Annotated in this window: 20 protein-coding genes; 14 read left to right on the top strand and 6 right to left on the bottom strand. The window is 47.1% G+C overall.

Annotation, left to right across the window (positions count from 1 at the left end; genetic code table 11):
• Positions 1-6 precede the first annotated feature (6 nt).
• From KD145_RS21620 to KD145_RS21600, 5 genes are all read right to left on the bottom strand, one after another.
• Positions 7-1,224, bottom strand: coding sequence for an NAD(P)/FAD-dependent oxidoreductase (locus KD145_RS21620; RefSeq protein WP_212001575.1), 1,218 nt, complete (start codon positions 1,222-1,224; stop codon positions 7-9).
• Between the two features lie 107 nt (positions 1,225-1,331).
• Positions 1,332-1,784 carry an SRPBCC domain-containing protein gene (locus tag KD145_RS21615; RefSeq protein ID WP_212001574.1) on the bottom strand — a complete coding sequence of 151 codons (453 nt, stop codon included), beginning with the start codon at positions 1,782-1,784 and terminating at the stop codon, positions 1,332-1,334.
• Between the two features lie 83 nt (positions 1,785-1,867).
• On the bottom strand, positions 1,868-2,770 hold the full coding sequence (locus KD145_RS21610) for an AraC family transcriptional regulator (RefSeq protein WP_212001573.1): 903 nt from the start codon (positions 2,768-2,770) through the stop codon (positions 1,868-1,870).
• Positions 2,771-3,016: 246 nt separating this feature from the next.
• Positions 3,017-3,406, bottom strand: coding sequence for a type VI secretion system tube protein TssD (gene tssD, locus KD145_RS21605; protein WP_212001571.1), 390 nt, complete (start codon positions 3,404-3,406; stop codon positions 3,017-3,019).
• A 141-nt stretch (positions 3,407-3,547) separates the two neighbouring features.
• Positions 3,548-4,237, bottom strand: a complete 690-nt coding sequence (locus KD145_RS21600) for a LuxR C-terminal-related transcriptional regulator (protein WP_249219505.1) — start codon at positions 4,235-4,237, stop codon at positions 3,548-3,550.
• 268 nt (positions 4,238-4,505) lie between these two features.
• Here KD145_RS21600 and KD145_RS21595 point away from each other — a divergent pair, with 268 nt between their 5' ends.
• The 3 genes from KD145_RS21595 (at position 4,506) to KD145_RS21585 (ending at position 6,894) form a co-directional block, all read left to right on the top strand.
• Entirely contained in the window at positions 4,506-5,084 is a 579-nt protein-coding gene (locus KD145_RS21595; protein ID WP_212001570.1) for a Crp/Fnr family transcriptional regulator, read from the top strand.
• Between the two features lie 57 nt (positions 5,085-5,141).
• Positions 5,142-5,585, top strand: a complete 444-nt coding sequence (locus KD145_RS21590; protein WP_212001569.1) for an ester cyclase — start codon at positions 5,142-5,144, stop codon at positions 5,583-5,585.
• Positions 5,586-6,009: 424 nt separating this feature from the next.
• On the top strand, positions 6,010-6,894 hold the full coding sequence (locus tag KD145_RS21585) for an AraC family transcriptional regulator (protein WP_212001568.1): 885 nt from the start codon (positions 6,010-6,012) through the stop codon (positions 6,892-6,894).
• A 252-nt stretch (positions 6,895-7,146) separates the two neighbouring features.
• Here KD145_RS21585 and KD145_RS21580 read toward each other — a convergent pair whose 3' ends face one another.
• Complete coding sequence (locus KD145_RS21580; protein WP_212001567.1) at positions 7,147-7,764, bottom strand: redoxin domain-containing protein; 618 nt, start codon at positions 7,762-7,764, stop codon at positions 7,147-7,149.
• A gap of 294 nt (positions 7,765-8,058) precedes the next feature.
• On the opposite strand from KD145_RS21580, the gene KD145_RS21575 reads away from it, so the two are divergent.
• The 11 genes from KD145_RS21575 to KD145_RS21525 all read left to right on the top strand — a co-directional run bounded on the left by KD145_RS21575 (position 8,059) and on the right by KD145_RS21525 (position 22,412).
• Entirely contained in the window at positions 8,059-9,183 is a 1,125-nt protein-coding gene (locus KD145_RS21575) for an acyltransferase family protein (RefSeq protein WP_212001566.1), read from the top strand.
• A gap of 9 nt (positions 9,184-9,192) precedes the next feature.
• Positions 9,193-10,206: a sensor histidine kinase gene (locus KD145_RS21570; RefSeq protein ID WP_212001565.1), complete on the top strand. Its 1,014-nt coding sequence runs from the start codon at positions 9,193-9,195 to the stop codon at positions 10,204-10,206.
• Positions 10,203-10,910, top strand: coding sequence for a LytTR family DNA-binding domain-containing protein (locus tag KD145_RS21565; RefSeq protein WP_212001564.1), 708 nt, complete (start codon positions 10,203-10,205; stop codon positions 10,908-10,910). Before KD145_RS21570 ends, KD145_RS21565 begins: the two co-directional genes overlap by 4 nt.
• A gap of 9 nt (positions 10,911-10,919) precedes the next feature.
• Positions 10,920-11,828: a bestrophin family protein gene (locus tag KD145_RS21560; RefSeq protein ID WP_212001563.1), complete on the top strand. Its 909-nt coding sequence runs from the start codon at positions 10,920-10,922 to the stop codon at positions 11,826-11,828.
• A 51-nt stretch (positions 11,829-11,879) separates the two neighbouring features.
• Positions 11,880-13,343 (top strand): DUF3375 domain-containing protein, encoded by a 1,464-nt coding sequence (locus KD145_RS21555; protein ID WP_212001562.1) that lies wholly within the window; start codon positions 11,880-11,882, stop codon positions 13,341-13,343.
• Between the two features lie 8 nt (positions 13,344-13,351).
• Positions 13,352-13,948 carry a DUF4194 domain-containing protein gene (locus tag KD145_RS21550; protein ID WP_212001561.1) on the top strand — a complete coding sequence of 199 codons (597 nt, stop codon included), beginning with the start codon at positions 13,352-13,354 and terminating at the stop codon, positions 13,946-13,948.
• Positions 13,926-17,318 (top strand): ATP-binding protein, encoded by a 3,393-nt coding sequence (locus KD145_RS21545; protein WP_212001560.1) that lies wholly within the window; start codon positions 13,926-13,928, stop codon positions 17,316-17,318. Before KD145_RS21550 ends, KD145_RS21545 begins: the two co-directional genes overlap by 23 nt.
• Before the next feature lie 253 nt (positions 17,319-17,571).
• Positions 17,572-18,960, top strand: a complete 1,389-nt coding sequence (locus KD145_RS21540) for a cytochrome ubiquinol oxidase subunit I (protein ID WP_212001559.1) — start codon at positions 17,572-17,574, stop codon at positions 18,958-18,960.
• 11 nt (positions 18,961-18,971) lie between these two features.
• Complete coding sequence (gene cydB, locus KD145_RS21535) at positions 18,972-20,006, top strand: cytochrome d ubiquinol oxidase subunit II (protein ID WP_212001558.1); 1,035 nt, start codon at positions 18,972-18,974, stop codon at positions 20,004-20,006.
• A gap of 285 nt (positions 20,007-20,291) precedes the next feature.
• Positions 20,292-21,251 (top strand): YafY family protein, encoded by a 960-nt coding sequence (locus tag KD145_RS21530; RefSeq protein WP_212001557.1) that lies wholly within the window; start codon positions 20,292-20,294, stop codon positions 21,249-21,251.
• 123 nt (positions 21,252-21,374) lie between these two features.
• The gene (locus tag KD145_RS21525; protein WP_212001556.1) at positions 21,375-22,412 is read left to right on the top strand and encodes a DJ-1/PfpI family protein; all 1,038 of its coding nucleotides are present in this window, start codon (positions 21,375-21,377) and stop codon (positions 22,410-22,412) included.
• The last annotated feature ends 4 nt before the right edge of the window (positions 22,413-22,416 follow it).

The raw sequence follows: 22,416 nt of genomic DNA, 5'->3' as shown, positions 1-22,416 counted from the left end.
CTTCCATTAGAATTTCATCTGCCAGTCGAGCCGGTATCTATATAGCCAGTCTGCATTTTTGGCTGCAAACAGCGGTATCAGTACAGCCATCAGCCATTCCCGGATTTTAGCCTGCCAGGGTTTAAGGATGGTTTTTGTGGCACCTCTTCTTCTTCCTTCTGCCACAATCTTTTCTACCCTCGGTTTACGGTCTTTTTCAAATTTACGGAAGGCGGCTGCATAGGAACCCACGCCGGCGTCACGCAGCAGCATCGCCAGGAACATGGCATCTTCCAGCGCCATGGAAGCTCCCTGACCGGCATTAGGGCTTACGGCATGTGCCGCATCACCGATCAGCAATACCCGGTCTTTATGCCAGGAGGGAAGGGAGGCGATATCTGACACGTTTATCTTCAGTACCTTTTCGGTATTAGCAATCAGCGCGGCTACCGGAGCATGGTAATCGCTGTATCGTTCCAGCATAGTGGTTTTGACATCTTCCAGTGTAGTAGATTCAAGTTCGGCTTTGGTAAAGGGTTCATCAGAAGGGAGGTTGGACCACCACATGGCCATGTCATTACCGGCTGCGCAATAGCCGAAAAATCCGTTGTTACCGAAAGTGAAGTTGAGGCTGTTGATTTCGCGGGCTGTTAATTCCGGCACGGCAGAAAGAGGAGTGAAGCCGCCGTAATTTTTCATGCCTGTAAAAGCCGGAGCTGGTCCCTCCGGGAAAAGAAGCTGGCGGGTAGCAGAGTGTACGCCATCTGCGCCAATCAGCACATCACCTACTGCCTGGGAACCGTCTGTAAATACAGCAGTAACACCCAGTTCGTCCTGACGGATATCACAAAGTCTTTTTTCGTATTGTACTTTCAGTCCCTGTGTATTGAGTTCTTCCAGCAGAATATCATATAATGCAGCACGGGAAAGGCTTACACCTGGTTGTCCGTATTTTTCCGGAGAACCATTTTGTATATGGCCTATCATTTTGCCTTTGCCATTACGCATACAAAACTCTTCAGCCACCGCGCCTGCATCAATTACTTTTTGTGCCAGTCCCAGGGCATTCAGCACATTCATACCGTTGGGAGCGATATTAAACCCGCCACCGGCAGAAGCCTTGTAAGTATATGCTTCATAAACACTGCAGGACACGCCTGCCTTTTTCAGGAAGAGCGCCAGCGCCAGGCCACTGATACCGCCACCGGCAATAAGTACATGGAAAGTTGTTGGGAGCTGTGTCATAAAACAGAGGTTTATACCCCAAAATTGCGACACAACTCCCAGCCGGTCAACCGGCGTTAGGTAAACAAAGGCCGGGAACCGGTGAAAACCGGTTTTTTACCGGTTATTTAATTGGCTTCAGCCACTTTTTTGATCTCTGTCAGGATAGAAGCCCACCCACCGGCCTCCATCGCTTCTTTGTATCTTCTGTCGCCTTCAGCCACTGTAGTGTAATCTCCCTGGCTTACCTCCAACAACGTCTGGCCATCCTTATTCGACAACCGGTAAGTCACTTTCAGGTAGTTTTCAGAAGTATCGTCAATGTTGGAATTGGGATCGATGGTGGTATATACCAGCAGCTCGTTGGGGATGATCTCTTCGATTACACCTTTTACAGCTACCAGCTCCTTACCTTCATGTATCATGGTCCACAGCAATTCACTGCCTTTTTTCCAGTCGGATACTGTTTCACAACCATACATATACTGTTTGGTTTTTTCCGGGTTCACTAATGTGTCCCATACTACATCAGCAGGGGCGTCGATAGTAATATCATTTCTTACGAAGAATCCTTGACTCATATAATTATTTTTTAGGTAGACAGTTCTTTTTCATTGTAGTAGTCCCACAAAAGTAGAATGCCGGATATCAGGAGCATTGCACATTACGGATTATTTCTAACCGAAAACGGAGTGATGCCGAATTTCTTTTTAAAGGCGTTGTTGAAATGCTGTGGGGTAGCATATCCCAGCTCGGCAGCTATCTCAGCGGCTGTTTTGCCCGTATCCCGCAGGTATTGATGGGCCAGTTGTAACCGTTGGTCTGCCAGATACCCAAACACTGTATTATTGAACTTTTCCTTGAAGCCCCGCTTTAGTTTGTATTCATTTAATCCAACTGTCTTGGCGATCTCAGTAAGGCTGGGCGGGGAATCCAGCCGGGTATTGATCAGGTCCCGAACAGCGATGATTTTTTCCGTGTCCTGTTTATTTTTGAGAAATGGATTTGCTTTACTGGCAGCCATATTGCAGGATTCGGCAGATAGTACCAACAGCTCCAGCGCTTTGGACAACAGAAACAGCCGCTGAAAATCACCGGCATACTTACTATGCATAACCTGGAAAATAACCTGCTCTATCTGTGTATCTACGGCACCCCAGGTATCGGAAAACAGAACGGGCTTACCCAGCACAATACATTCCGCAAAACGCTTCAACTGGTCGCTTGCATGTTGGGTGAAGCTGAGGAATGTCTCCCTTGGAAACTGTACTCCGAAAGTCTCTATTTCCAGGGTTTTATTCTGTACCACCATATCAAAGGGATGGGAGTACATGATATTGTGATGGCCACCTACCAGATCAAATGTTCGTCCCAGTTGCTGGTAAGTAAAGAGATAATCACCTCTGAGACCAAAGTGTAGTCTCACCACATCATTGTCACTATGGGCGGGGTAGGTAAACAATTCCCTGAATGAAGACAGACCATGTCCGATGAGGATACCATCGCAGGTCCAGGTCGTCATACTGATGTTCCCGTTAGGATAGGTTATAACTTTTTTTTCTTCCATTTTTAGCAGACAGCAGCAGGGCTGCAGTTTCCTAAAGGTACATACATTTTTTGCTTACCGGAAGGGGAGAGCGGGGGGAAGGGGAGAGGTGGCAGTGCTTTGCTAACCGGCGCAACCATATGCGTTGGCCGCTGTTTCATCGGAGCGCATAAGGCCCCTGAAGAACGCAAACAAAACGGAAGGGGCTATGTACTCCATCATGTTGGCGTTCTTCTGTTACGGAAAAGTCCTGGTGCTTTTACAGGATCAGTGTGCCCAGGGGTTCTGATAAACTGAATTGTTCAGTTTCAGTTCACGGGCAGAAAGGGACAACTGGATCTGCAAAGGCTGTTCATTGGAGGCATTGAACTGTTCGGTATACCCTACACAAAAGGCGTCGGTAAACTTCAGTTCTTTCAGCCTGGACATAGAGTCGCGGCGGAAAAAAATGATGCTGCCGTTTTTTGTTTGGGTATTGGAGACCATCCAGTCAAAGAGATGGGTTTCGCCGGCAGATTCTATTACCAGGTTGATAACACCTCCTTTGGGGCGGGCTGCAGGCTTTCCATTGTGGTCTGTTTGCTGACTGAATGAAAAGTCGCACTCCAGGATGTTCATTTCTTCTCCGTCGATGTTGAGAACTGCTTTAAAAGACATAAATAATCCGGTTAACAAGTCCGCTGCAAAACAGGCAGACAGGAAAAAATATGGTATACAGCCTGAAAATACGATTTATCCTTATACAGACAGCATTCTTTCCTTTAATTTTTTAGGAATTCCGGGTAAAATATATTCTGATCAGATGAGGTCAAAAGCCTGTGCAAAACTGGTCAGGTCGTAACCCGACTGGGCCCCTATCTTACTTTTAATATTCCGGCGATGGGTAACGGCTGTTTTTTCTGAGATATGCACTTTTTCTGCTATTTCCCCTGCGCTGAAACCCAATGCCATCAAGCGGAGGATTTCCTTTTCCCGTTTTGTAAGTGCAGCAAAAATATGCTGATTTCTCCGCAGGAAATTGTTTTCTTCCAGCAGCCGGTTTACTTTACTGGTAACATGATGCAGTGGATCGATGGGGATGGCGCAGGTGATCACATGGGTAGGTATTCCTCTTGCATTGCGCATAAATACACGGGTAGTGCCCAGGTGCCAGGACCAGTCGAGGTGACGGGCCAGCCTCACCTGCTGAAAAAAGGTTACTGCTGCGTCCTTCTCAGCCGGAGCAGTCAGCATGGCGGTGATCTTAGGCAGATAGTCAGCCACATCGTGAGGACTAAAATAAGTGTCGTAATAGTTATGCCCCATGGCCTGCAACGTTTCCATCGAAACGTCCAGCTGTCGCCGCCCGTTCTCTGACATATATTCCACGTAATCCTTCTCCACGTTCATAACAATAAATACTGCCGGCAATTCACGCTCTATTGCCTGCAGGGCTTTCAGCTTGTCTTCAAGACTGGTCGCCTCGGATAATACGGTATACGTACTCATGTCCTGCTATAATAGTGTATAGGAAATAATCAGTGTGGTTGATTTTTGATGCTCTCTCTGCAGCAAATGTATATAAAAAACAGATAAGGGTCCTCTTCACGAGGAAGATGACCCTTTTTTGGGGGTAAAAATATGATGATCTGTGACAGTATTAACTTCGTGTGACAGTATTGGTCTGTAAATTTCTCGTACCAACAAAGGTAAGTGAAGGGAATGATTGTTAAAATACCTAGTAGTGAGTATTTTTAAAATCCCGATAACATCATACATGAAAAAAACAGCTATCACTTTTGAAGCATCCATCCTTCAAAACGCCCAACTGGACAGCATTTCAAAAGAAATGTTATTTAATGCGGCACAAACACAATTGGTCAAACAAGGTGACTATATATTAACAGAAGGCCAAACCTGCCAACATATATGGCTGGTGGAAAAGGGTGCCTGCCGCGCGTTTTACGATAATAACAATAAAGAAATCAATACCGTTTTTTTCTTCGAACAGGCATTTATCGCCAACATGAAAAGTCTGCGTAACAACGAACCATCCCTCTATCATCTGCAGGCAATAGAAGCCACCACCTTATTGCGCTGGCGCAAAGAAGAACTGACAGCACTGTATCAGCAATCACCAGCCATAGCCGCTTATGGCACAGCACAACTCGAACAACTGGCCATCATCAGCGAAGCCCATGCCGACTGGTTAAAAGTGCTAAACCCTGAAGAACGTTACGAATACATCCTGCAGCACCAGCCTCAATTGATACAACGTGTATCTATTACACAACTAAGTTCCTATATCGGTATCTCCCGGGAAACCCTTAGCCGTATCCGTCGCCGCGTTTTGTGACGTTTGACACAATTACCATCTGTTCCATGCTGGTACCTTTGTTTAAAAGCCAATACTATGGAACTGACTACACAAAAAAAACTGATCGCCCGCTTCATTGCGGAAGTATGGAATGAAGGTAACACCAGCAACTTATCTATATTCCTGCATCCGGACTTTAAGGATTTTTCCCTGCCCGAAGGGCTGTCACCAGATGCCAATGGATTGAAAGAATGGGTTTCCCTCACACATCAGTCCTTTCAACCACAGACGATCATTGAGGAACACCTCGCCGAACCAGACAAGTGCATGGTCCGCATCTCCATGCACATGAAACATATTGGCTTGTGGCGAGGTATTCCTGCAACAGGCATCACTGCCACCACTCACGGCTATCGTTCCTTTCTCCTGAAAGATGGTCTTATCCTCGAACACCGGGCACTGATTGATGGCAATACCCTCGAACGACAGCTCAGCAGCACGACTATTACAGGCTGCCAGGTTAAACCTGTTGCCCACTAACGTTTTGAAAAGGCCCTCGGGAAAATAGTGCATCCTCTGCACGGGGGCCTGTTTGTCGCAGGAACTCCAATCCTGCGTACAAACAGACATTCCGTTGGCAAGGTAATAAAACGATTAAGTGGAAATAAAATGCAACCGGTCTTCCCTTATCGGCACATAAACGTGGAAATCGTCACTTTGTAAAAGTGATTTTTATTTCTACAACTATGTAATACTTTCTTATCTATTAATTATACTTTGATAATCTTCCCTTATAATTTTCTGTAGTTAAAATCATCGATAATCAGTAATATTATATACTGAATTCCACTAACCCGTTTTATTACAGGAACAAGAAAAAATAATGCTTTTTTATCCTTACGATCTGTACAAGGGTTAGTAAATCAGCCGATTCCACGTTATCTATCAACCAAAATCTGCTTACATGAAAAGCAAGTTATTACGCGAGATCACCCCATTGACCCAAAGTGACTGCTTCTCCCTTTTTTCCCGGGAGAAAACTGCCTTCGACTTTCCGCTTCACTATCATGATGAATTTGAACTGAACTTCATCCAGCACGCTGCCGGCGCCCGGCGTATCATCGGCGACCATATGGAAGACATTGAAAATATTGAACTGGTATTGGTAGGTCCCAATCTGCAACACGGCTGGTTTACCCATAAACATAAAGGCGGCACCATCAAGGAAATCACCATCCAGTTTCATCGCGACCTGTTTGATGAAAAGTTCCTGCAACGCAGCCAGATGAGTTTCGTTAAAAACATGTTTGAACGCTCGCTGAGAGGCATCCTTTTTTCCGAAGAAACCACCCGGCAAATCATGCCCAGACTGGTCAACCTGCCACAAAAACAAGGCTTCGACTCTGTACTGGAATTAATGTCTGTCCTCCACGACCTGTCTACCAGCCGCAATATGCGCATCCTCTCCGATGCCACCTTCCGGAACCTGGAAACATTTTCCTATAACAGCCGCCGCGTAGAGAAAGTCATGCTTTACCTCAACAGCAACTTCGACAAAAACATCTCCCTTCATGAAGCTGCTAAGCTGGCATCCATGACAGACGTGGCTTTCAGCCGCTTTTTCAAAACCAGAATCGGAAAAACATTTGTGGATACACTCATAGAAATCAGGCTGGGGCATGCCTCCCGCATGCTGATAGAAACAACACAGACGGTCAATGAAATCGCTTATAAATGCGGGTTTAACAATATCTCCAACTTCAATCGCATCTTCAAAAAGAAAAAAGATTGTACGCCCAAAGAGTTCCGTATGGCTTATACCGCATCCGGCACGCGAACCTTCGTTTAGGTTCCCAGGGCTGAAGCCCTGGGCTATAATAGGCGCTAGCGAGGCTTTTAGCCTGGATATCAAATATGCAAATAATGTGTGGGTAAATGTGTTGTAATAATAGGTTTCAGCTGAAATATATTAGTAGGGTTTTAGTTTAAATATGCTATTCTTACGGGTTTCAAAGCTGAAATAGGCTATAATCAAGGAACTCAAATATTTTAATCAAAGCGTTTCGTCCACAATATTAGCCCAGGGCTTCAGCCCTGGGACTCAAGCGCTAATAGCCAGTTTTTTTTCCACGGCAGCCAGCAGGTGATCAATGGAGAATTCTTCCTGCAGATAAGCATCTGTAAAGCTGTAGGTAATTTCAAGTGAAGGTGTGATCAGGAATACTCCCGGAATCGGTACGTCGGCATTCACACCGGCTACACGGCCCCAGATAGGGTCTGTTTCCCGGTAGATACCGGCTTTACGGGCGATGCGATGTTGTGCATCCCAGGCTATATCAAAAGGCAACGGCTGTTTATTAAACTGCGTAAAGTGTTTCTTCTCTTCTGCAGACAATACCAGCAACCGCGCTCCTGCGGCTTCAATAGCCGCATGTTTCTCTGCCAGCTGCGCAATCAGTGCGTCTCCATAGCCGTTCCAGTTAACCGAATAAAATACAACGATCAACGGCTGCGCAGTGAGCAGGTGCAGGGAAGTACCGGAAACATGGTCCCCCAGCAGAGAGGCCCTGTTGATCACTTTATCTTCTGCTACATAAAAATCCGGAAAAAACTGCCCTGCGGCCAGTGGCTGGATACGTTCCCTGTTTTTAACAGGGCTGGGGAAACGCTCTGGTGTTGGTGCTGGCAGGTAGTCTGCATATCGATGTAAAGTAGACATGTTCGCTCGTTTTTAATGGCTGATAAAATGGCCGTTGCAGGTATATTATCGCTCGTGATGAATACTGAAACAAAGATAAAGCAAAAAAACTAATATCCTACTAATTCTATAGACTATATGTGATTAAAATTATAAAAAGCTGGTTTTTAGGATATTGTAACCGGATTATTTTTCCCCGAACCTTTCCCGGACCTCTTTCACATTTTTACATTTCGTCAAAGGATTTCTGCAGATGGTCAAAAGCTGCCCTGCTGGCAACCTGCCGGCACGTAGGTTTGTGTAAATCATTTTCAGATGCACACCCATACTTGCCGACTGGCTTATCTGGACTGGCTCCGGGTATTGGCCATCCTGGGCGTTTTTTTATTTACTGCCGCCCGGCCTTTTACCCCCGGCATCCCCGGACCACTACCGGATAGAATAGACTATATGCTCAACAGCAGCTGTATTCCATTACTCTTCTTTATATCCGGTGCCGTTTCCCTGCACATGGCACTTAAACGTAATAAAACGAAAATGGTCTTGTTGTGGATACGCCGGCTGCTGATTCCGTTAATCACCGGCATGCTGTTGTTACTGCCACCACTGATTTATCTCGAACAAACCCAAACCGGCAACCAGAAAAGCTTCTGGCAGTTTTATCCGACAGCTGTCCGTATGGCTTTGCGGCCTGAAAACTGGCACCACCTGTGGGTCATCTTTTGCCTGGCCATTTATATGGTGCTGATGATTCCATTACTGAACTGGACCCGTACCGTTGCTGCCCGCAAAGCCCAGCAACGGCTGCTGGTACTGGCTGCCGGCAGACGGGTATATGCCTTGTTACTCCCCATCGCCGGACTTTTTGCTGCCAGCATCGTCCTGCAGCTACCAGGATATGCTACCAGTTTCCTTTACTGGTGGATGTTGCTGCTGACCGGATTTTGCTGCATGCTGCAGCCACAGCTGATGGACAGCCTGGAACGCAATCGCCGTTGTTCGCTGCTCCTGTTGCTGATCGCCATTATCACCATCATCATCCTCCGCCACTTTGATCCTCAGGGATGGCTGCAGATAATGCTGGAACCGCTGCACGCAGGGCTCTGGGTGTTTGTGCTCACCGGCTATGGTAAAAAATATCTGGACCTGGAACATCCGCTACGGCCATATGCCAACCTCTTCGCCTATCCGTTTTATATGCTGCAACAACCGCTGATCATGCTCATTTCGGGATATGTTATGCAATGGGAATACCCTATGGTGATGGAATATATTTTCGTGGTGCTCAGCACCTACCTTATTGCGATCGTTGTATTTAATCTGCTCATCAAACCTTTTGTGCTGACTCGTTTTTTCTTTGGTATAAAACCCGGAACACCGCCGGTGGTCACCGGTAAGGTGGTGAAAGTGCCCATGCCTCCTTCCGAATTTTTTTACTAACTTGATCTGATGGAACAGTTCTGGCGCAAATACATTTTCCCTCTCTTATATACTTTCATCATCGCCGCCAGCATGCGGCTGATAAATGCGGTCCTTACCGGCTTCCGCTTCTGGGAAAGAAGCTGGGAAGAGACCACTATAGAATGTCTGCTGCTGACAACAGGATATGTATATACCTATGTGCTGAACTCCCTCCTCCGGAAATATCAACAACAACCCAAACCTCCTTCCGCCATAAAGGAATACCTGGTAGTGGCAGGGGTGATCATCGCGATGACCGATGGTTTTATCCTGCCTGTCCAGCATTTTACAGGTAAGCGGGGTTGCGAATTATATGATGTGATCAACTTCACGCTGATTCCCACCTTGTTTTACCTGCTGTATTACGTGATCAAGCGTGCCAATGCCTCCATGAAAAAGAGCTATGAACAGCAGCTGCTGCTCGAGAAAATCAGCAACGACCAACTGCAGACAGAACTGCGTTTCCTCAAAGCCCAGTTCCATCCGCACTTCCTGTTTAATGCACTCAATACCGTTTATTTTCAGATGGACGAAAGCGTAGGCACGGCCAAACATACTGTCGAAAAACTGTCTGAACTGCTCCGCTACCAACTGTACGATCATCAACAGACCGTTACGGTAGGAGCGGAGCTGCAATACATGCAGTCCTATATCGATCTGCAGAAAAGCCGTATGAACGACCACCTCCAGCTGCAGGTTAAAATTGATGAACAGCTGAACAAACAAAACGTTTATCCGTTACTGTTATTACCATTGGTAGAAAACGCTTTCAAATACGCTGGTGGCGACTACTGGATCAATATTTCAGCCTGCCTGCAAAACGGATGGCTCGTATTTCATGTAAGCAATGCCGTACCCCAGATAGCAGTCAAACACCGCAAAGGTGGGATAGGCCTCGAAAACCTCCGGCGACGCCTTGCCCTCCTCTATCCCGGCAAACATGCGCTCGATATCAATGCCTGCCAGCATAACTATTCGGCAGATTTAAAAATAGCCTTATGAAGATCAGCTGTATCATCACTGACGACGAGCCTGTAGCAAGAAAAGGATTGGCCGGATATGTGGAAAAAATCGATTTCCTTTCCCTCGCCGGCATCTGCGAAGATGCCCTGTCACTCAACAATCTCCTCCGGCGCCAACCGGTAGATCTGCTATTCCTCGATATTGAAATGCCTTATATCAACGGTGTAGAACTCCTGGAAAGCCTCTCCCAGCCACCCAAGGTCATTTTTACCACCGCCTACGAACAGTACGCCCTCAAAGGCTTCGAGCTGGATGCCATCGATTATCTGATGAAACCCATCTCCTTCGAGAGATTCCTGAAAGCAGCCAACAGAGCCAGGGAAATATTTAAACCACCCACACCCGCCATCACCATAGAAAGGGACATCTACATCAAAACCGGGGAAAAACTGGTACGGATCATGCTCGAAGATATCATCTACATCGAAGCCATGGAAAACTACGTATATATCCATACGACCACCGGCCGCTATCTGACACATGCTACCCTGAAAGCAGTGGCGGAAAACGTAACCGGTCCGGAATTTGTTCAGACCCATAAGTCGTACATCATCAACACCCGGAAAATTACCAGCATAGAAGGGAACATGATCGACATGGGCGGCGCTGCTGTACCCGTTTCCAGAGGATTAAAAGACAGTGTCATGAATACCATTTTAAAGGACAAATTACTGAAGAAATAAATCCGATATATGCTGCTGAAACACCGTCTCACACCTACCCAGATCTTTACCTTCACCTGGAAGGTAGACATCATGCTACTCCTTTGCTGCACCGTTGTTTATTTCCTGGACACTTACTGGCTATCGGCTCATATAGCCATCCCCGTGGCCGTATCGGCCGTACTGGGTACCGCCATCGCCTTTTTTATCGGTTTCAACAACAATCAGGCATACGACCGCTGGTGGGAGGCCCGCACGATCTGGGGTGCCCTGGTCAACGACTCCCGCTCCTGGGCCAGAAGCCTCCTCTATTACGCCAATACCAAAGATGATCCGGAGCTTCACGCCTTTGTCCGCCACATGATCTACCGCCACCTCTCTTTTGTCTACGCCCTGAAAACATCCCTCCGCAAACTCCCCGATGAATATTATACCCGCTACCTCACCAAAGAAGAAATAGACTACGTACAAAATCAACAGAACATACCCAACGCTATCCTCAACCTCCAGTCCAAAGACCTTCAACAACTCCGCCACAGCGCCGCCATCGACGGCTTCGCCTTCCTGGAACTCAACGAGCTCCTGGTAAAACACTGCGATCAAATGGGCAAATCCGAACGTATCAAAAACACGGTATTTCCTCCCAGCTACGTGTATTTTACCCGCCTCTTCATCTGGTTCTACGTTATCATGAACACCCTGATGATGACAGAAGCCATTGGCGCCTGGTCCATCCTCTTCGGCTGGGTATTCGGGTTCGTGTTCCATGTCACCCATTTGAACGGCATCTCCCTCATGAACCCTTTCGACTACCACCCGCTGGGAACCCCGCTGGACAGCATCTCCCGCACCATAGAAATCAATCTCATAGAGCTGATGGGCGACGAACCCATACCCCAGCCGGTAAAAACAAAGGCAGACGGGCTTTATATTATGTAAACCCCGCCCCGGATTTGCCATTCATAATCCGTAATTCCTTATTTTTACCGCATGACTTATGATCAATTATGTAATCTATATGCCCAGTCAGTCACACTAAAGATACTCCGGGCACGTAGCGCGCCAATGATGTTGTCATTTTTTCACCAAACATTCAAGGAGAAAAACCATACTACCGTTCCCAATGTGGAACTGGTAACCCGTCTGTCGGACTACCTGGTGATCACCGGCTACCGGGCCACAGATGATGAAATAGACGCTACCGGCCTGCTCGACAACGAAGACGAAAGGGCCCGGAAATACATAGAACAATGGAGTAACAAGGGCTTCCTCCGGAAGTACCCCGACGACGATGGCAATGATATCCATGAGCTGAGCAGCGACATGGAAAAAGTGATGCACTGGGTGTCTACCCTTCAGAAAAGAGAATTTGTAGGCACAGAAAGCCGCTTTAAAGACATCTTCTCCAAACTGAAGGAACTGGTAGACCAGAGTAACAAAGACCCTAAACAGCGTATCCAGGAGCTGGAAAGAAAAAAGTTCGAGATAGAGCAGGAAATAAAAAGCATCACCCTCAGTGGCAGGGTACAGGTGTTCGACGATACGCAGATCAAAGAAAGATGTTACGACGTAAACCGCATGTCCCGCGAACTCCTGAGCGATTTTAAGGAAGTAGAACAGAACTTCGAACAGATCACCCAGGAAATTTACCGCAAACAAAGCGAACGGGATATCGCCAAAGGCACCCTCCTGGCCTATACCCTCGATTCTTTTGAAGCACTCCGCCAGAAAGACCAGGGCAAAAGTTTCTACTCCTTCTGGCAGTTCCTCATGGATGAAAACAAACAGGAGGAAATGAGGACGCTCATAGAACAGCTCTATGCGCTCCTGGAAGACCGGAACATCGAATACAAAAACGACCGCTTCCTTAAAAAACTCAAACAGTTTCTCCATGCCTCCGGCAAAAAAGTAATCGACGCCAACAAAAAACTCAGCGATAAGCTCAGCCGTGTGCTCAGTGAAAAAAATCTCACCGACCACCGCAAAGCCATGGAGCTGATCAACGATATACGGCAACTGGCTTTCCAGACACTCGACAATATTCCCGGAGAAGAGTTTTATATCGAAATAGAAAGCGATCCGGAAATAGATATGCTGGACCGCTGGGAGATGGCCGAAGACAAAAAAACTCACCCCGACGTGGAGTTCCCCGACGGACTTGGTGGCGACGACTTCTCTGCATCCGATCTCGATGCACTGTTCAATCATTTCAATATCGATCGTACCTTACTGGAAGATCGTATCAATACCCAACTGCAAAACAAAAAACAGGTTAGTTTGAAGGAACTGGTAGATATCTATGGCGCAGAAAAAGGACTCACAGAGCTCATCACCTATTTCTCCATCGCCAGCCAGTCATCCAGCCACATTATACTGGAAACGCCTGATCCGGTATCTCTGGGCGAACGTATCATTAACATGCCGATGGTACTGTTTACTAACTCACAAAACTAAAACGAAGTATGGCCAATAACAATATTTCTCCCTTTGCACACGTGTTCCTCAAACTTATGCAGGGGCCTGTGTATGAAGAAGACAAAGCTTACTGGAAAGACCTCCTGGGCTGGCAGACAGAGCTCAGCAAATATCTCAACCAGGTAGGACTCCAACTCATCATCAACGAAAGCGATGGTTTCGCCCGCATCCTGCAACCGGAAGCAGACGACAGCTCCGGCGATAAACCGCTGCCACGACTCATGCGCAAAACCAGGCTCACCTACGAAGCCACCCTGCTCTGCATCGTGCTGCGTGAAGCCCTCGATGAATTTGATATCCAGGGCAATGGCACCCGGTTGTTCATGACACAAAAAGAAATCAAGGAAAGACTCACCTTATTCTTCAAGGAACGTAACAATAAATCCAAACTGCTGAAAGATCTCAACAAGCCTATCATCAGCCTGCTCAACATAGGCATCCTGAAGGCTACCCGGGAAGATGCAGCCAATAAGGAACTGCATCAGTATGAAGTGAAAAGAGTGATCAAAGCTTTGGTCAACAACGAAAAACTGGAAGAAATAAAATCAAAATTAAAATTGCATGTCAACCCTGTTCAACAGTGATTCCAAAGAAAGCGGTTTCCGGTTGCAGTATCTTGAAATATACAACTGGGGCACGTTTCATAATAAAATATACCGTCTCAACACCAATGGCCAGACTTCTCTGCTCACCGGTGCCAACGGTAGCGGTAAAACAACGCTCATCGACGCCCTGCTGACACTCCTCGTGCCAGCCGGTAAACGTTTCTATAACCAGTCTTCCGGTACCGACCAACGTAAAGACCGTGGAGAAGAATCCTACTTCTGGGGATATTACGGGAAAACATTTTCCGAAGACTCCCTGCAGTCCAAAACAGAGCAGCTCCGTAATAAAGACAGCAACCCGTATTCCGTGCTGCTGGCCTATTTCTATAATGCTGCCACCATGCACCAGATCACCCTGGCGCAGGTAAGATGGTATTCGGGAGAATTAAAAAGACAATTCATCGTATCTCCTCATAAACTCAATATCAACGACCACTTCGGCAGTGGCAGGTTTGATATGAAAGGAGACTGGAAAAAGAAGCTCCGCCTCGAATATCCGAAAACGGAAATCACCGACAGCTTCAAGGAATACGCCTCTCTCTTCAGTAACATCTTTGGCCTCAGAAGTGAAAAAGCCCTTTCACTTTTTAACCAGACCGTCGGTATCAAAGTACTGGGAGACCTCAACACCTTCATCCGTAGCCAGATGCTGGAAGAAACAGATGCGGAAGGCGAATTCCTCAAACTGCGCGAAAACTACGACAGCCTGCTGTCCAGCCACCGCGCCATCCAGAAAGATGAAACCCAGCTGAAAATGCTGGAGCCCATCATCTCCAATAAAACCGCCTGGCAGGAGCTACAGGACAGAAACCGCGAGCTGCAGATGCTCCAGGACCTGCTGCCTGCCTGGTTCAACAAACAGGAAAAAGATATCCTGGAAAATGAGCTGGAACAACTGCAGAAAGTACAAACGAAAACCGCGAGCATCCTCACCGGCATCAACGAACACCTGCAAACGCTCAACCTCCGCAAAGATGAGCTTATAGCCCAGAAGGCCAACAACAGCGTGGACGAACAACTACGTTCCATCGAAAAATCCATCCACTACGAACAAAAGGCCCTCGAAGCCAAACGTAACAAGATGGAAGAGTACAACATGCTGGCCGACAAGCTGGAACTCGCCCCCAATCCGGACGAACAGCAGTTCCATGAAAATATCTACGGTGCCGAGGTACTCAAAGGTGCCCACGACAAACAGCTGGAAACCCTCCAGGAGGAAATGTTTCACTACAAAAGCAGCCTCACCGCCGAAAGAACACAGGCTACCCGGCTGGAAGAAGAAATCGACTCCTTCCTCAACCGTAAAAGCAACATTCCTTATGAACTCGTCCGTATCCGCCAGCAGCTGGCTGATATGCTCGATGTACAGGAAGATGACCTGCCTTTTGCCGGTGAACTGATCAGGGTAAAAGACAGTGAAAGCCACTGGGAAAACGCCATCGAGAAAGTGTTGCACAACTTCGGTTTGCGTCTCCTCGTTCCTGAAGAGTATATCATGGACATCAACCGGTATATCAACTCCAATAACCTGCAAACCCGCCTGGTTTATCATAAGGTGGAAGACGAGAGTTATACCATGCTGAGGATGCCCACAGAAAAAACAAGCCTCCTGCAGAAAATAGAAATCAAACCCGGCACCATCTTCAAGGAATGGCTGGAAAACCAGCTGCTGGACCAGTTTGATTACACCTGCACAGATGATATGGCCGTCTTCAACAAATCGCGCAAAGCCGTTACTTCCAACGGACTAACGCGACAGGCTACACGCCACGAAAAAGATGACCGCCCTAACCGTTCCCAGCAAAACAGTTATGTACTGGGTTGGAACAACAAAAACAAACTGCGGCTCCTGAAAGCAGAACAGGATGAGTGCAACAGCAACATCGAATCATTACAGCACAGCATCTCACAGCTGGAAGATAGCCGTAAGGCCATCTCTACCGCCAATACGCTGATGAATGCCTTCCTGTCGCTCCGCAACTACAGCGAAATCAACTGGCAAACACATGCCGGCGTCATCGAATCCTTTACCCGCGAAAAAGCACAGCTGCTCAAAACCAGCGACAAATACCAGGTAATATGTGATCAACTCGATGAATCCATCGCCCACATCCAGGAAAAAGAGAAAGAAAAGGAAAGAGCCCTGCAGGAAAAAGGCCGCATCGATGATAAAGCCGCAGAAAAACTGCGTCACTTCAATCAGCTCAAAGTAAACAAGCTCGACGACATATCCCTGCAATATGTGCTGGAATACCTGTCGGACCTGTCACTCACCGAACCGGCCGAAACCACCGCAGAACTGGCAGCCTACCGCAAACGGGCCGATGACAACCTGAAAGCTACCCTGCACGATGCCATGCGCCAGGCCGCAGAAAAAGAAGCCGAAATCACCCGGCAGCTGTCTGCTTTCGTGATGCCTTCAAAAGCCATCCACGACGCCTATCCCGAATGGCTCGGTGATGTCAGCGACCTGCAGCCGCATGTGAAATACCTCGAAGAATTTACATCGCTGTACGAAAACATCAAGTACCAGCGCCTCATAGAGCATAAAGAACGTTTCCGTAAATACATGGACACCAGTATGCTCAACGCCATCACCAACTACCGTGCATGGATATACGGCCAGGAAGACCTCATCCGTGAAGTGATGGACGATCTCAACGAACCACTCCGTAACATCACCTTCAACAAAAATCCGGATACTTATCTCCAGCTGGAATGCCGTCATGTGAAAGACGTAGAGATCAGAAACTTCAAGGAAAAACTGAGCAATGCCGTGCCGGACTCCTTTAAATACCATCTCGAAAAAGATCAGGTATACGGCGAACAACTCTTCGAAAACATCAAAGTACTCATCACCGAATTACAGCAAAATGAGGCATGGCGCCGTAAAGTAACAGACGTCCGTAACTGGCTCGACTTCGGTGCCAAAGAGTACTACATCGCAGACAATAAGGCCTTCAAATACTACGAAGACACGGCCAGCCTCTCCGGTGGAGAAAAGGCCCAGTTCACCTACACCATCCTGGGTGCTGCCATCGCGTACCAGTTTGGTATCAATGAAGCCAACCGCCAGCACCGCAGCCTGCGCTTCATCACAGTAGACGAAGCCTTCAGTAAACTGGACCCGGAAAAAAGCCATTACCTCATGGAATACTGCGGCCAGCTCAACCTGCAGCTGCTGGTAGTAACACCACTCGACAAACTCAACATCGCTGAACCTTATATTCACGCCTGTCACTTTGTTGCCAATAAAAACAAACGCGACTCTGTAGTGTACAACTTCACCATGGAGGAATATAGAGAGAAGAAGAAAGACTTCGCAATCACAACCGCAACCGCTGATTAATTCTGATAGTTTTGATGCTCCTGATGAGCGAAGACTTAAGCGAAGATAAAAGAGAAAGCCCCCATTGATTTAAAAATATCAATGGGGGCTTTCTCTTTTCATACAAATTAATTATTTTATCTTCATATAAGCATGGCTAAATCTTCGCTTATGTCTCCGCTCATCAGGAGCATCAAAAGAATCATCACTTCATGATATTTATCAGGTTGTCAGATTGGAGGAGCTCCTAACTTTGTATCAATAATTAAAGATTATGCCTTCCGTTGAAATACTATCCAGAATACAATTTGCTTTTACAATAGCATTCCATTACATCTATCCTCCGCTGAGTATCGGACTGGGCTTGTGTTTGGTGATAATGGAAGGTCTTTACCTGAAAACGGGGAAGTTATTGTATAAGGAAATCACCAAATTCTGGATTAAGATATTCGCCCTGATATTTGGCATAGGTGTGGCCACTGGTATTGTCATGGAATTTGAGTTTGGCACCAACTGGGCTACCTATTCACATTATGTAGGGGATATCTTCGGAAGCGCGCTGGCAGCGGAAGGGATTTTTGCTTTTGCGATGGAGTCCGCCTTCCTGGGAGTGCTGTTGTTTGGATGGGACCGCGTGCATAAAGCTGTACATTATTTTTCCACTATCATGGTAGCGATAGGCTCAGCCTTGTCTGCATTATGGATCGTGATTGCCAACTCCTGGCAACAAACCCCTGCCGGTTACCGCATAGAAGGACATGCGCTCGGTGCGCGCGCTGTAGTGACTGATTTCTGGGAGATGGTGTATAATCCTTCCAGCATAGACCGTTATGCCCATGTGATCATCGGCTCCTTTCTGGCGGGATCTTTCCTGGTGATGAGCGTTGCCGCCTGGTATATCCTAAAAAAACGTTTTGAAGCACATGCACAGGCTATGTTCAAAGTGGGCTTATCTGTAGCGGTGATAGCCGCGCTGATGCAGCTTTTCACCGGCCATCGCTCTGCACATTATGTCAGTAAATATCAGCCAGCCAAACTGGCCGCCATGGAAGGGCACTACGACAGCCTTTCCGTAGCAGATATGTATATCGTCGGCTGGGTCAATAATAAAACCGAAACCACTACTGGTATCAAAATTCCGGGCGGTCTTTCTTTCCTGACCCATGGCAGCTTTAGCGCCCCGGTGGAAGGATTGCGGGCTACTCCGCCACAGGACAGGCCCGGCGCTGTCAACTTCGTATTCCAGACCTATCACATCATGATCTCTATCGGCGTAACACTGATAGGGCTTACGTTGCTGGCACTGTTATTACTCTGGAAAAAGAAACTGTTTGAACAACGATGGCTGATGATCATCTTCACATGGGCTGTATTACTTCCGCAAATTGCTAATCAGATGGGATGGTATGCTGCTGAAGTAGGCCGCCAGCCCTGGGTAGTATATAAACTGTTACGCACCTCCGATGCTCTTTCCAGAAAGGTCACTGCCGATCAGGTTATGTTCTCCCTTATCCTCTTTACATTAGTATATGTGTTGCTGTTTGCGTTGTTCCTCTACCTGTTGAACCGTAAAATACAGCATGGGCCGGATATCAGCGGTAGCAAACGTGATGATGACCACGACCAGTACTATCCCAATAATCTCGAAAATCTCCCTGCTTAAAATACTGTTGTATGGAAACAATACTCGGACTGGACCTTCCCACCTGGTGGTTTTTAGTGATCGGCGGACTGATCACCGGTTATGGTGTACTGGATGGTTTTGACCTCGGTGCCGGATCTTTACACCTGTTCTTTAACAAGGAAGAAAGCCGCCGTCTGGTGCTGAATGCAATCGGGCCGGTATGGGATGGCAACGAAGTATGGCTGGTCATCGCCGGGGGAGCGTTGTTTGCCGGCTTTCCGCTCGTTTACGGAGTGATCCTTTCGACCTTTTACGTCCCTTTTATGTTGTTTCTGGTGGCGCTGATTTTCAGAGCTATCTCTATAGAATTCCGGAGCAAGGAACCCTGGACCTGGTGGCGTAAAATGTGGGATATCTCTTATACTGTTTCCAGTACTGCCATCACGTTGTTGCTGGGGCTGGTATTGGGTAACCTTATTCATGGGCTGCCGCTCAATAGTCAGCATGAATTTACCGGCAACCTGCTGACATTCTTCAATCCCTACGCTATTCTCATCGCTTTCACCACCTTGTCGCTGTTTATGTTACACGGTGCCATTTACCTCGTGATGAAAACCGAAAACCGGCTCTATGCCAAGCTCACAGTCCTGGTGAATAACTGCAGTAAGTTTTTCATTCTCTGTTTCATATTAACCTCGATGGCTACACTGATTTATATTCCACATATGACGCATCAGTTCAAGGACCATCCGCAGCTGTTTATTCTCCCGATGGTAGCGGTGTTTACCCTGCTCAACATCAAACGGAATATTGATTCCAGGAAATATTTCACCGCCTTTTTCTACTCCTGTATTATTACTTCTTGTCTGCTGATCCTCTTTGCGGTGGGACTGTATCCCAATATTGTGCTCTCTACCACAGACCCCGCTAATAGTATCAGCATCTATGATGCTGCCTCTTCCACAAAATCATTGAAAATAATGTTGCTGATAGCTGCCATCGGTACTCCGCTGGTAATTGGTTACAGTATTTTTGTTTTCTGGACTTTCAGAGGTAAGGTGAAGTTGACAGATATGAGCTATTAGACCCCTGATTTATGTGATTTTACTGATGCTCCTGATGAACGGGAAAAAAAAGGCCCCCGTAAGAAATTACAGGGGCTTACCATTTAACCTATATTCTGTACTGTAGCATCGTGTTTGTTGATCTCCAAAAATTCTATCTCACACTCATTATCAACCACTTAATTGTTTTCGGAGATTTGTTACATATTAAAGACAGTTGAATCTTCTCAAAGTTTAATGGAGGATAAAAAAAAATGAAAAATAATTTTAGGCGACCGAAATTAGCGGTCTTAACCAGGCTATTCCATGAACCGCATCGACAGACTTACCGCCATCCTGATCCAGTTGCAAGGCAAAAAGATTGTAAAAGCAGCGGAGATATCCGAACGCTTTAATATCAGCCTCCGAACGGTTTACCGCGATGTGAAAGCATTGCAGGAAGCCGGTGTGCCTATTGGCGCAGAGGCCGGCACCGGTTATTATATTGTAGATGGGTACCATCTTCCCCCTGTAATGTTCTCCAAGGAGGAGGCTGCCGCCCTGCTGACCGGTGAAAAACTGATGGAACAGTTCAGTGACCATTCCAACCGCAAGCAGTTTGGCTTTGCCATGGAAAAGATCCGGTCTGTGCTGCGGGGCTCCGAAAAGGATTATCTGGAATCACTGGAAGAAAATATTGCCGTTATCCGTAACAGCCCGCCCATCTCAGAAGACAGCTTCCCGAACCGATTTCTTTCAGATATCCAGCAAGCGCTTGGCCATCAGCAGATTATCAGCATGGAATATTTTTCCCTGGGGGAAGAAGTGAACACCCGCCGCGAAGCGGAACCTATTGGGATCTTCCATGACAACCTTAACTGGCACCTGATCGCCTGGTGCCGGCTTCGGCAGGGGTACCGGGATTTCCGGGTAGACCGTATCCGCAAGTTAAGCCTCACTTCATCCTATTTCAAAAAAGACAAACACCCATCGCTCCACCAATACCTGGAACAGAAACGAAGCAATGCACCCGAAAAAACACTACTGGTAAGAATAGAAGTGGATAAGGAGATGATACGTTACATGCGCCAGCAGTTGTTTTATTTTGGCCTCATGAAGGAAGTCGACCAAGGCGATAAAGTGGAACTGACTTTCCTCATGTACAATTTCGAGTACTTCAGTCGCTGGCTGGTCACGTATGGTAATACTGTGAACGTGCTGGAGCCGGAGTCTCTCAAAACCTCCATACGCGAACTGGTAACAGAACTAAAGGATCATTATCTGTAATAAACTTATAATTAATCACTTACACACTTAAAAATTAATATTCAATATATTTACCCCCCTCCTGACATAGGGTTGTCACACTCTGTTTGTTGCTTTGTATTGTAATCAAAAAACAAAGCAATTATGAAAGCGCCACGCAAATGTTATGTGTATGTGTATAACCAGTATTCAGATTGGGAACCAGCTTTAGCCATTTACGGACTCAGTAACTTCACTGATGTTCAGGTGGTGACGTTTTCACTTGACGGTCAACCTATTACATCCGGAGGCAATGTGAGCGTAACACCACAGCAAAGTCTGTCACAGGCGCTGGATGCCGATATAGACCTGCTCATCATTCCGGGAGGAGCTACCATCGCCAACAACCCCGAACATAACGCCATACTGCCATTGATACGCAAACAGCTGGATAATGGCCGGCTCCTGGCCGCCATCTGCGATGCTACTGCTTTTATCGGCAACCATGGTTTCCTGGACGAGGTACCCCATACCAGCAATGATGCTTCGGTACTCAAAATATTGGCCCCTGATTACAAAGGACAGGCTCACTATAAAAACCAACCTGCTGTAACAAGCGGTAACCTGATTACTGCCAGCGGCACTGCCATGGTGCCTTTTACCAGAGAGATCTATACGGCACTCGACCTGCTCGGTAACCAGCAACTGGCTTTCTGGTTTGGCTTCTTTGCCGACGGCCCGGCACCAGAGTTTAGCCAGGTAAAGCCCCTCACATTCTTTTATCGCAGCTATGAAGTTAATTATAGTGGTATGCTGGCGCTGGTACGTACCGCTGCCCGGGAAATATACCAGCAGGCCATCGCTGCCGGCATGGAGATCTCCGGCCCTGTTGAGTGGCACTACCACCAGTTTGATGGCAAACCCGAAACAGTCTTCCGGCTTGATATAGGCGTCCCCGTTACCACCGTTGGCCCGGTACCTGCTCCATACCAATGCGAGGTACTGCCAGGTTTCGACGGTATCTCCATGTCCCACAAAGGCGGCTGGGACAAACTGGGAGAGACCTATGGCAAACTGTTAGGCGCTATCAACCTCCTGGGTATCAAGATGACAGGCTATAACCGCGAACAATATTTCCAATACGACTTTCAACAGCCAGACCAGAATATTACCAATATCCAGATCGGTGTGGTAAAACCCTAATACA

It is taken from the genome of Chitinophaga sp. HK235, assembly GCF_018255755.1.
Taxonomy (GTDB): domain Bacteria; phylum Bacteroidota; class Bacteroidia; order Chitinophagales; family Chitinophagaceae; genus Chitinophaga.
This window is presented reverse-complemented; position numbering and strand designations above follow the sequence as displayed.

Excerpts from the sequence above, each read along its gene's own strand:
- KD145_RS21565 (WP_212001564.1), top strand. The coding sequence starts at position 10,203 with ATGAAGATCAGCTGTATCATCACTGACGACGAGCCTGTAGCAAGAAAA.
- KD145_RS21580 (WP_212001567.1), bottom strand. The coding sequence starts at position 7,764 with ATGTCTACTTTACATCGATATGCAGACTACCTGCCAGCACCAACACCA.
- KD145_RS21585 (WP_212001568.1), top strand. The coding sequence starts at position 6,010 with ATGAAAAGCAAGTTATTACGCGAGATCACCCCATTGACCCAAAGTGAC.
- tssD (WP_212001571.1), bottom strand. The coding sequence starts at position 3,406 with ATGTCTTTTAAAGCAGTTCTCAACATCGACGGAGAAGAAATGAACATC.
- KD145_RS21610 (WP_212001573.1), bottom strand. The coding sequence starts at position 2,770 with ATGGAAGAAAAAAAAGTTATAACCTATCCTAACGGGAACATCAGTATG.
- KD145_RS21575 (WP_212001566.1), top strand. The coding sequence starts at position 8,059 with ATGCACACCCATACTTGCCGACTGGCTTATCTGGACTGGCTCCGGGTA.
- KD145_RS21555 (WP_212001562.1), top strand. The coding sequence starts at position 11,880 with ATGACTTATGATCAATTATGTAATCTATATGCCCAGTCAGTCACACTA.
- cydB (WP_212001558.1), top strand. The coding sequence starts at position 18,972 with ATGGAAACAATACTCGGACTGGACCTTCCCACCTGGTGGTTTTTAGTG.
- KD145_RS21595 (WP_212001570.1), top strand. The coding sequence starts at position 4,506 with ATGAAAAAAACAGCTATCACTTTTGAAGCATCCATCCTTCAAAACGCC.
- KD145_RS21590 (WP_212001569.1), top strand. The coding sequence starts at position 5,142 with ATGGAACTGACTACACAAAAAAAACTGATCGCCCGCTTCATTGCGGAA.
- KD145_RS21530 (WP_212001557.1), top strand. The coding sequence starts at position 20,292 with ATGAACCGCATCGACAGACTTACCGCCATCCTGATCCAGTTGCAAGGC.
- KD145_RS21560 (WP_212001563.1), top strand. The coding sequence starts at position 10,920 with ATGCTGCTGAAACACCGTCTCACACCTACCCAGATCTTTACCTTCACC.
- KD145_RS21525 (WP_212001556.1), top strand. The coding sequence starts at position 21,375 with ATGAAAGCGCCACGCAAATGTTATGTGTATGTGTATAACCAGTATTCA.
- KD145_RS21540 (WP_212001559.1), top strand. The coding sequence starts at position 17,572 with ATGCCTTCCGTTGAAATACTATCCAGAATACAATTTGCTTTTACAATA.
- KD145_RS21620 (WP_212001575.1), bottom strand. The coding sequence starts at position 1,224 with ATGACACAGCTCCCAACAACTTTCCATGTACTTATTGCCGGTGGCGGT.
- KD145_RS21570 (WP_212001565.1), top strand. The coding sequence starts at position 9,193 with ATGGAACAGTTCTGGCGCAAATACATTTTCCCTCTCTTATATACTTTC.
- KD145_RS21550 (WP_212001561.1), top strand. The coding sequence starts at position 13,352 with ATGGCCAATAACAATATTTCTCCCTTTGCACACGTGTTCCTCAAACTT.
- KD145_RS21545 (WP_212001560.1), top strand. The coding sequence starts at position 13,926 with ATGTCAACCCTGTTCAACAGTGATTCCAAAGAAAGCGGTTTCCGGTTG.
- KD145_RS21600 (WP_249219505.1), bottom strand. The coding sequence starts at position 4,237 with ATGAGTACGTATACCGTATTATCCGAGGCGACCAGTCTTGAAGACAAG.
- KD145_RS21615 (WP_212001574.1), bottom strand. The coding sequence starts at position 1,784 with ATGAGTCAAGGATTCTTCGTAAGAAATGATATTACTATCGACGCCCCT.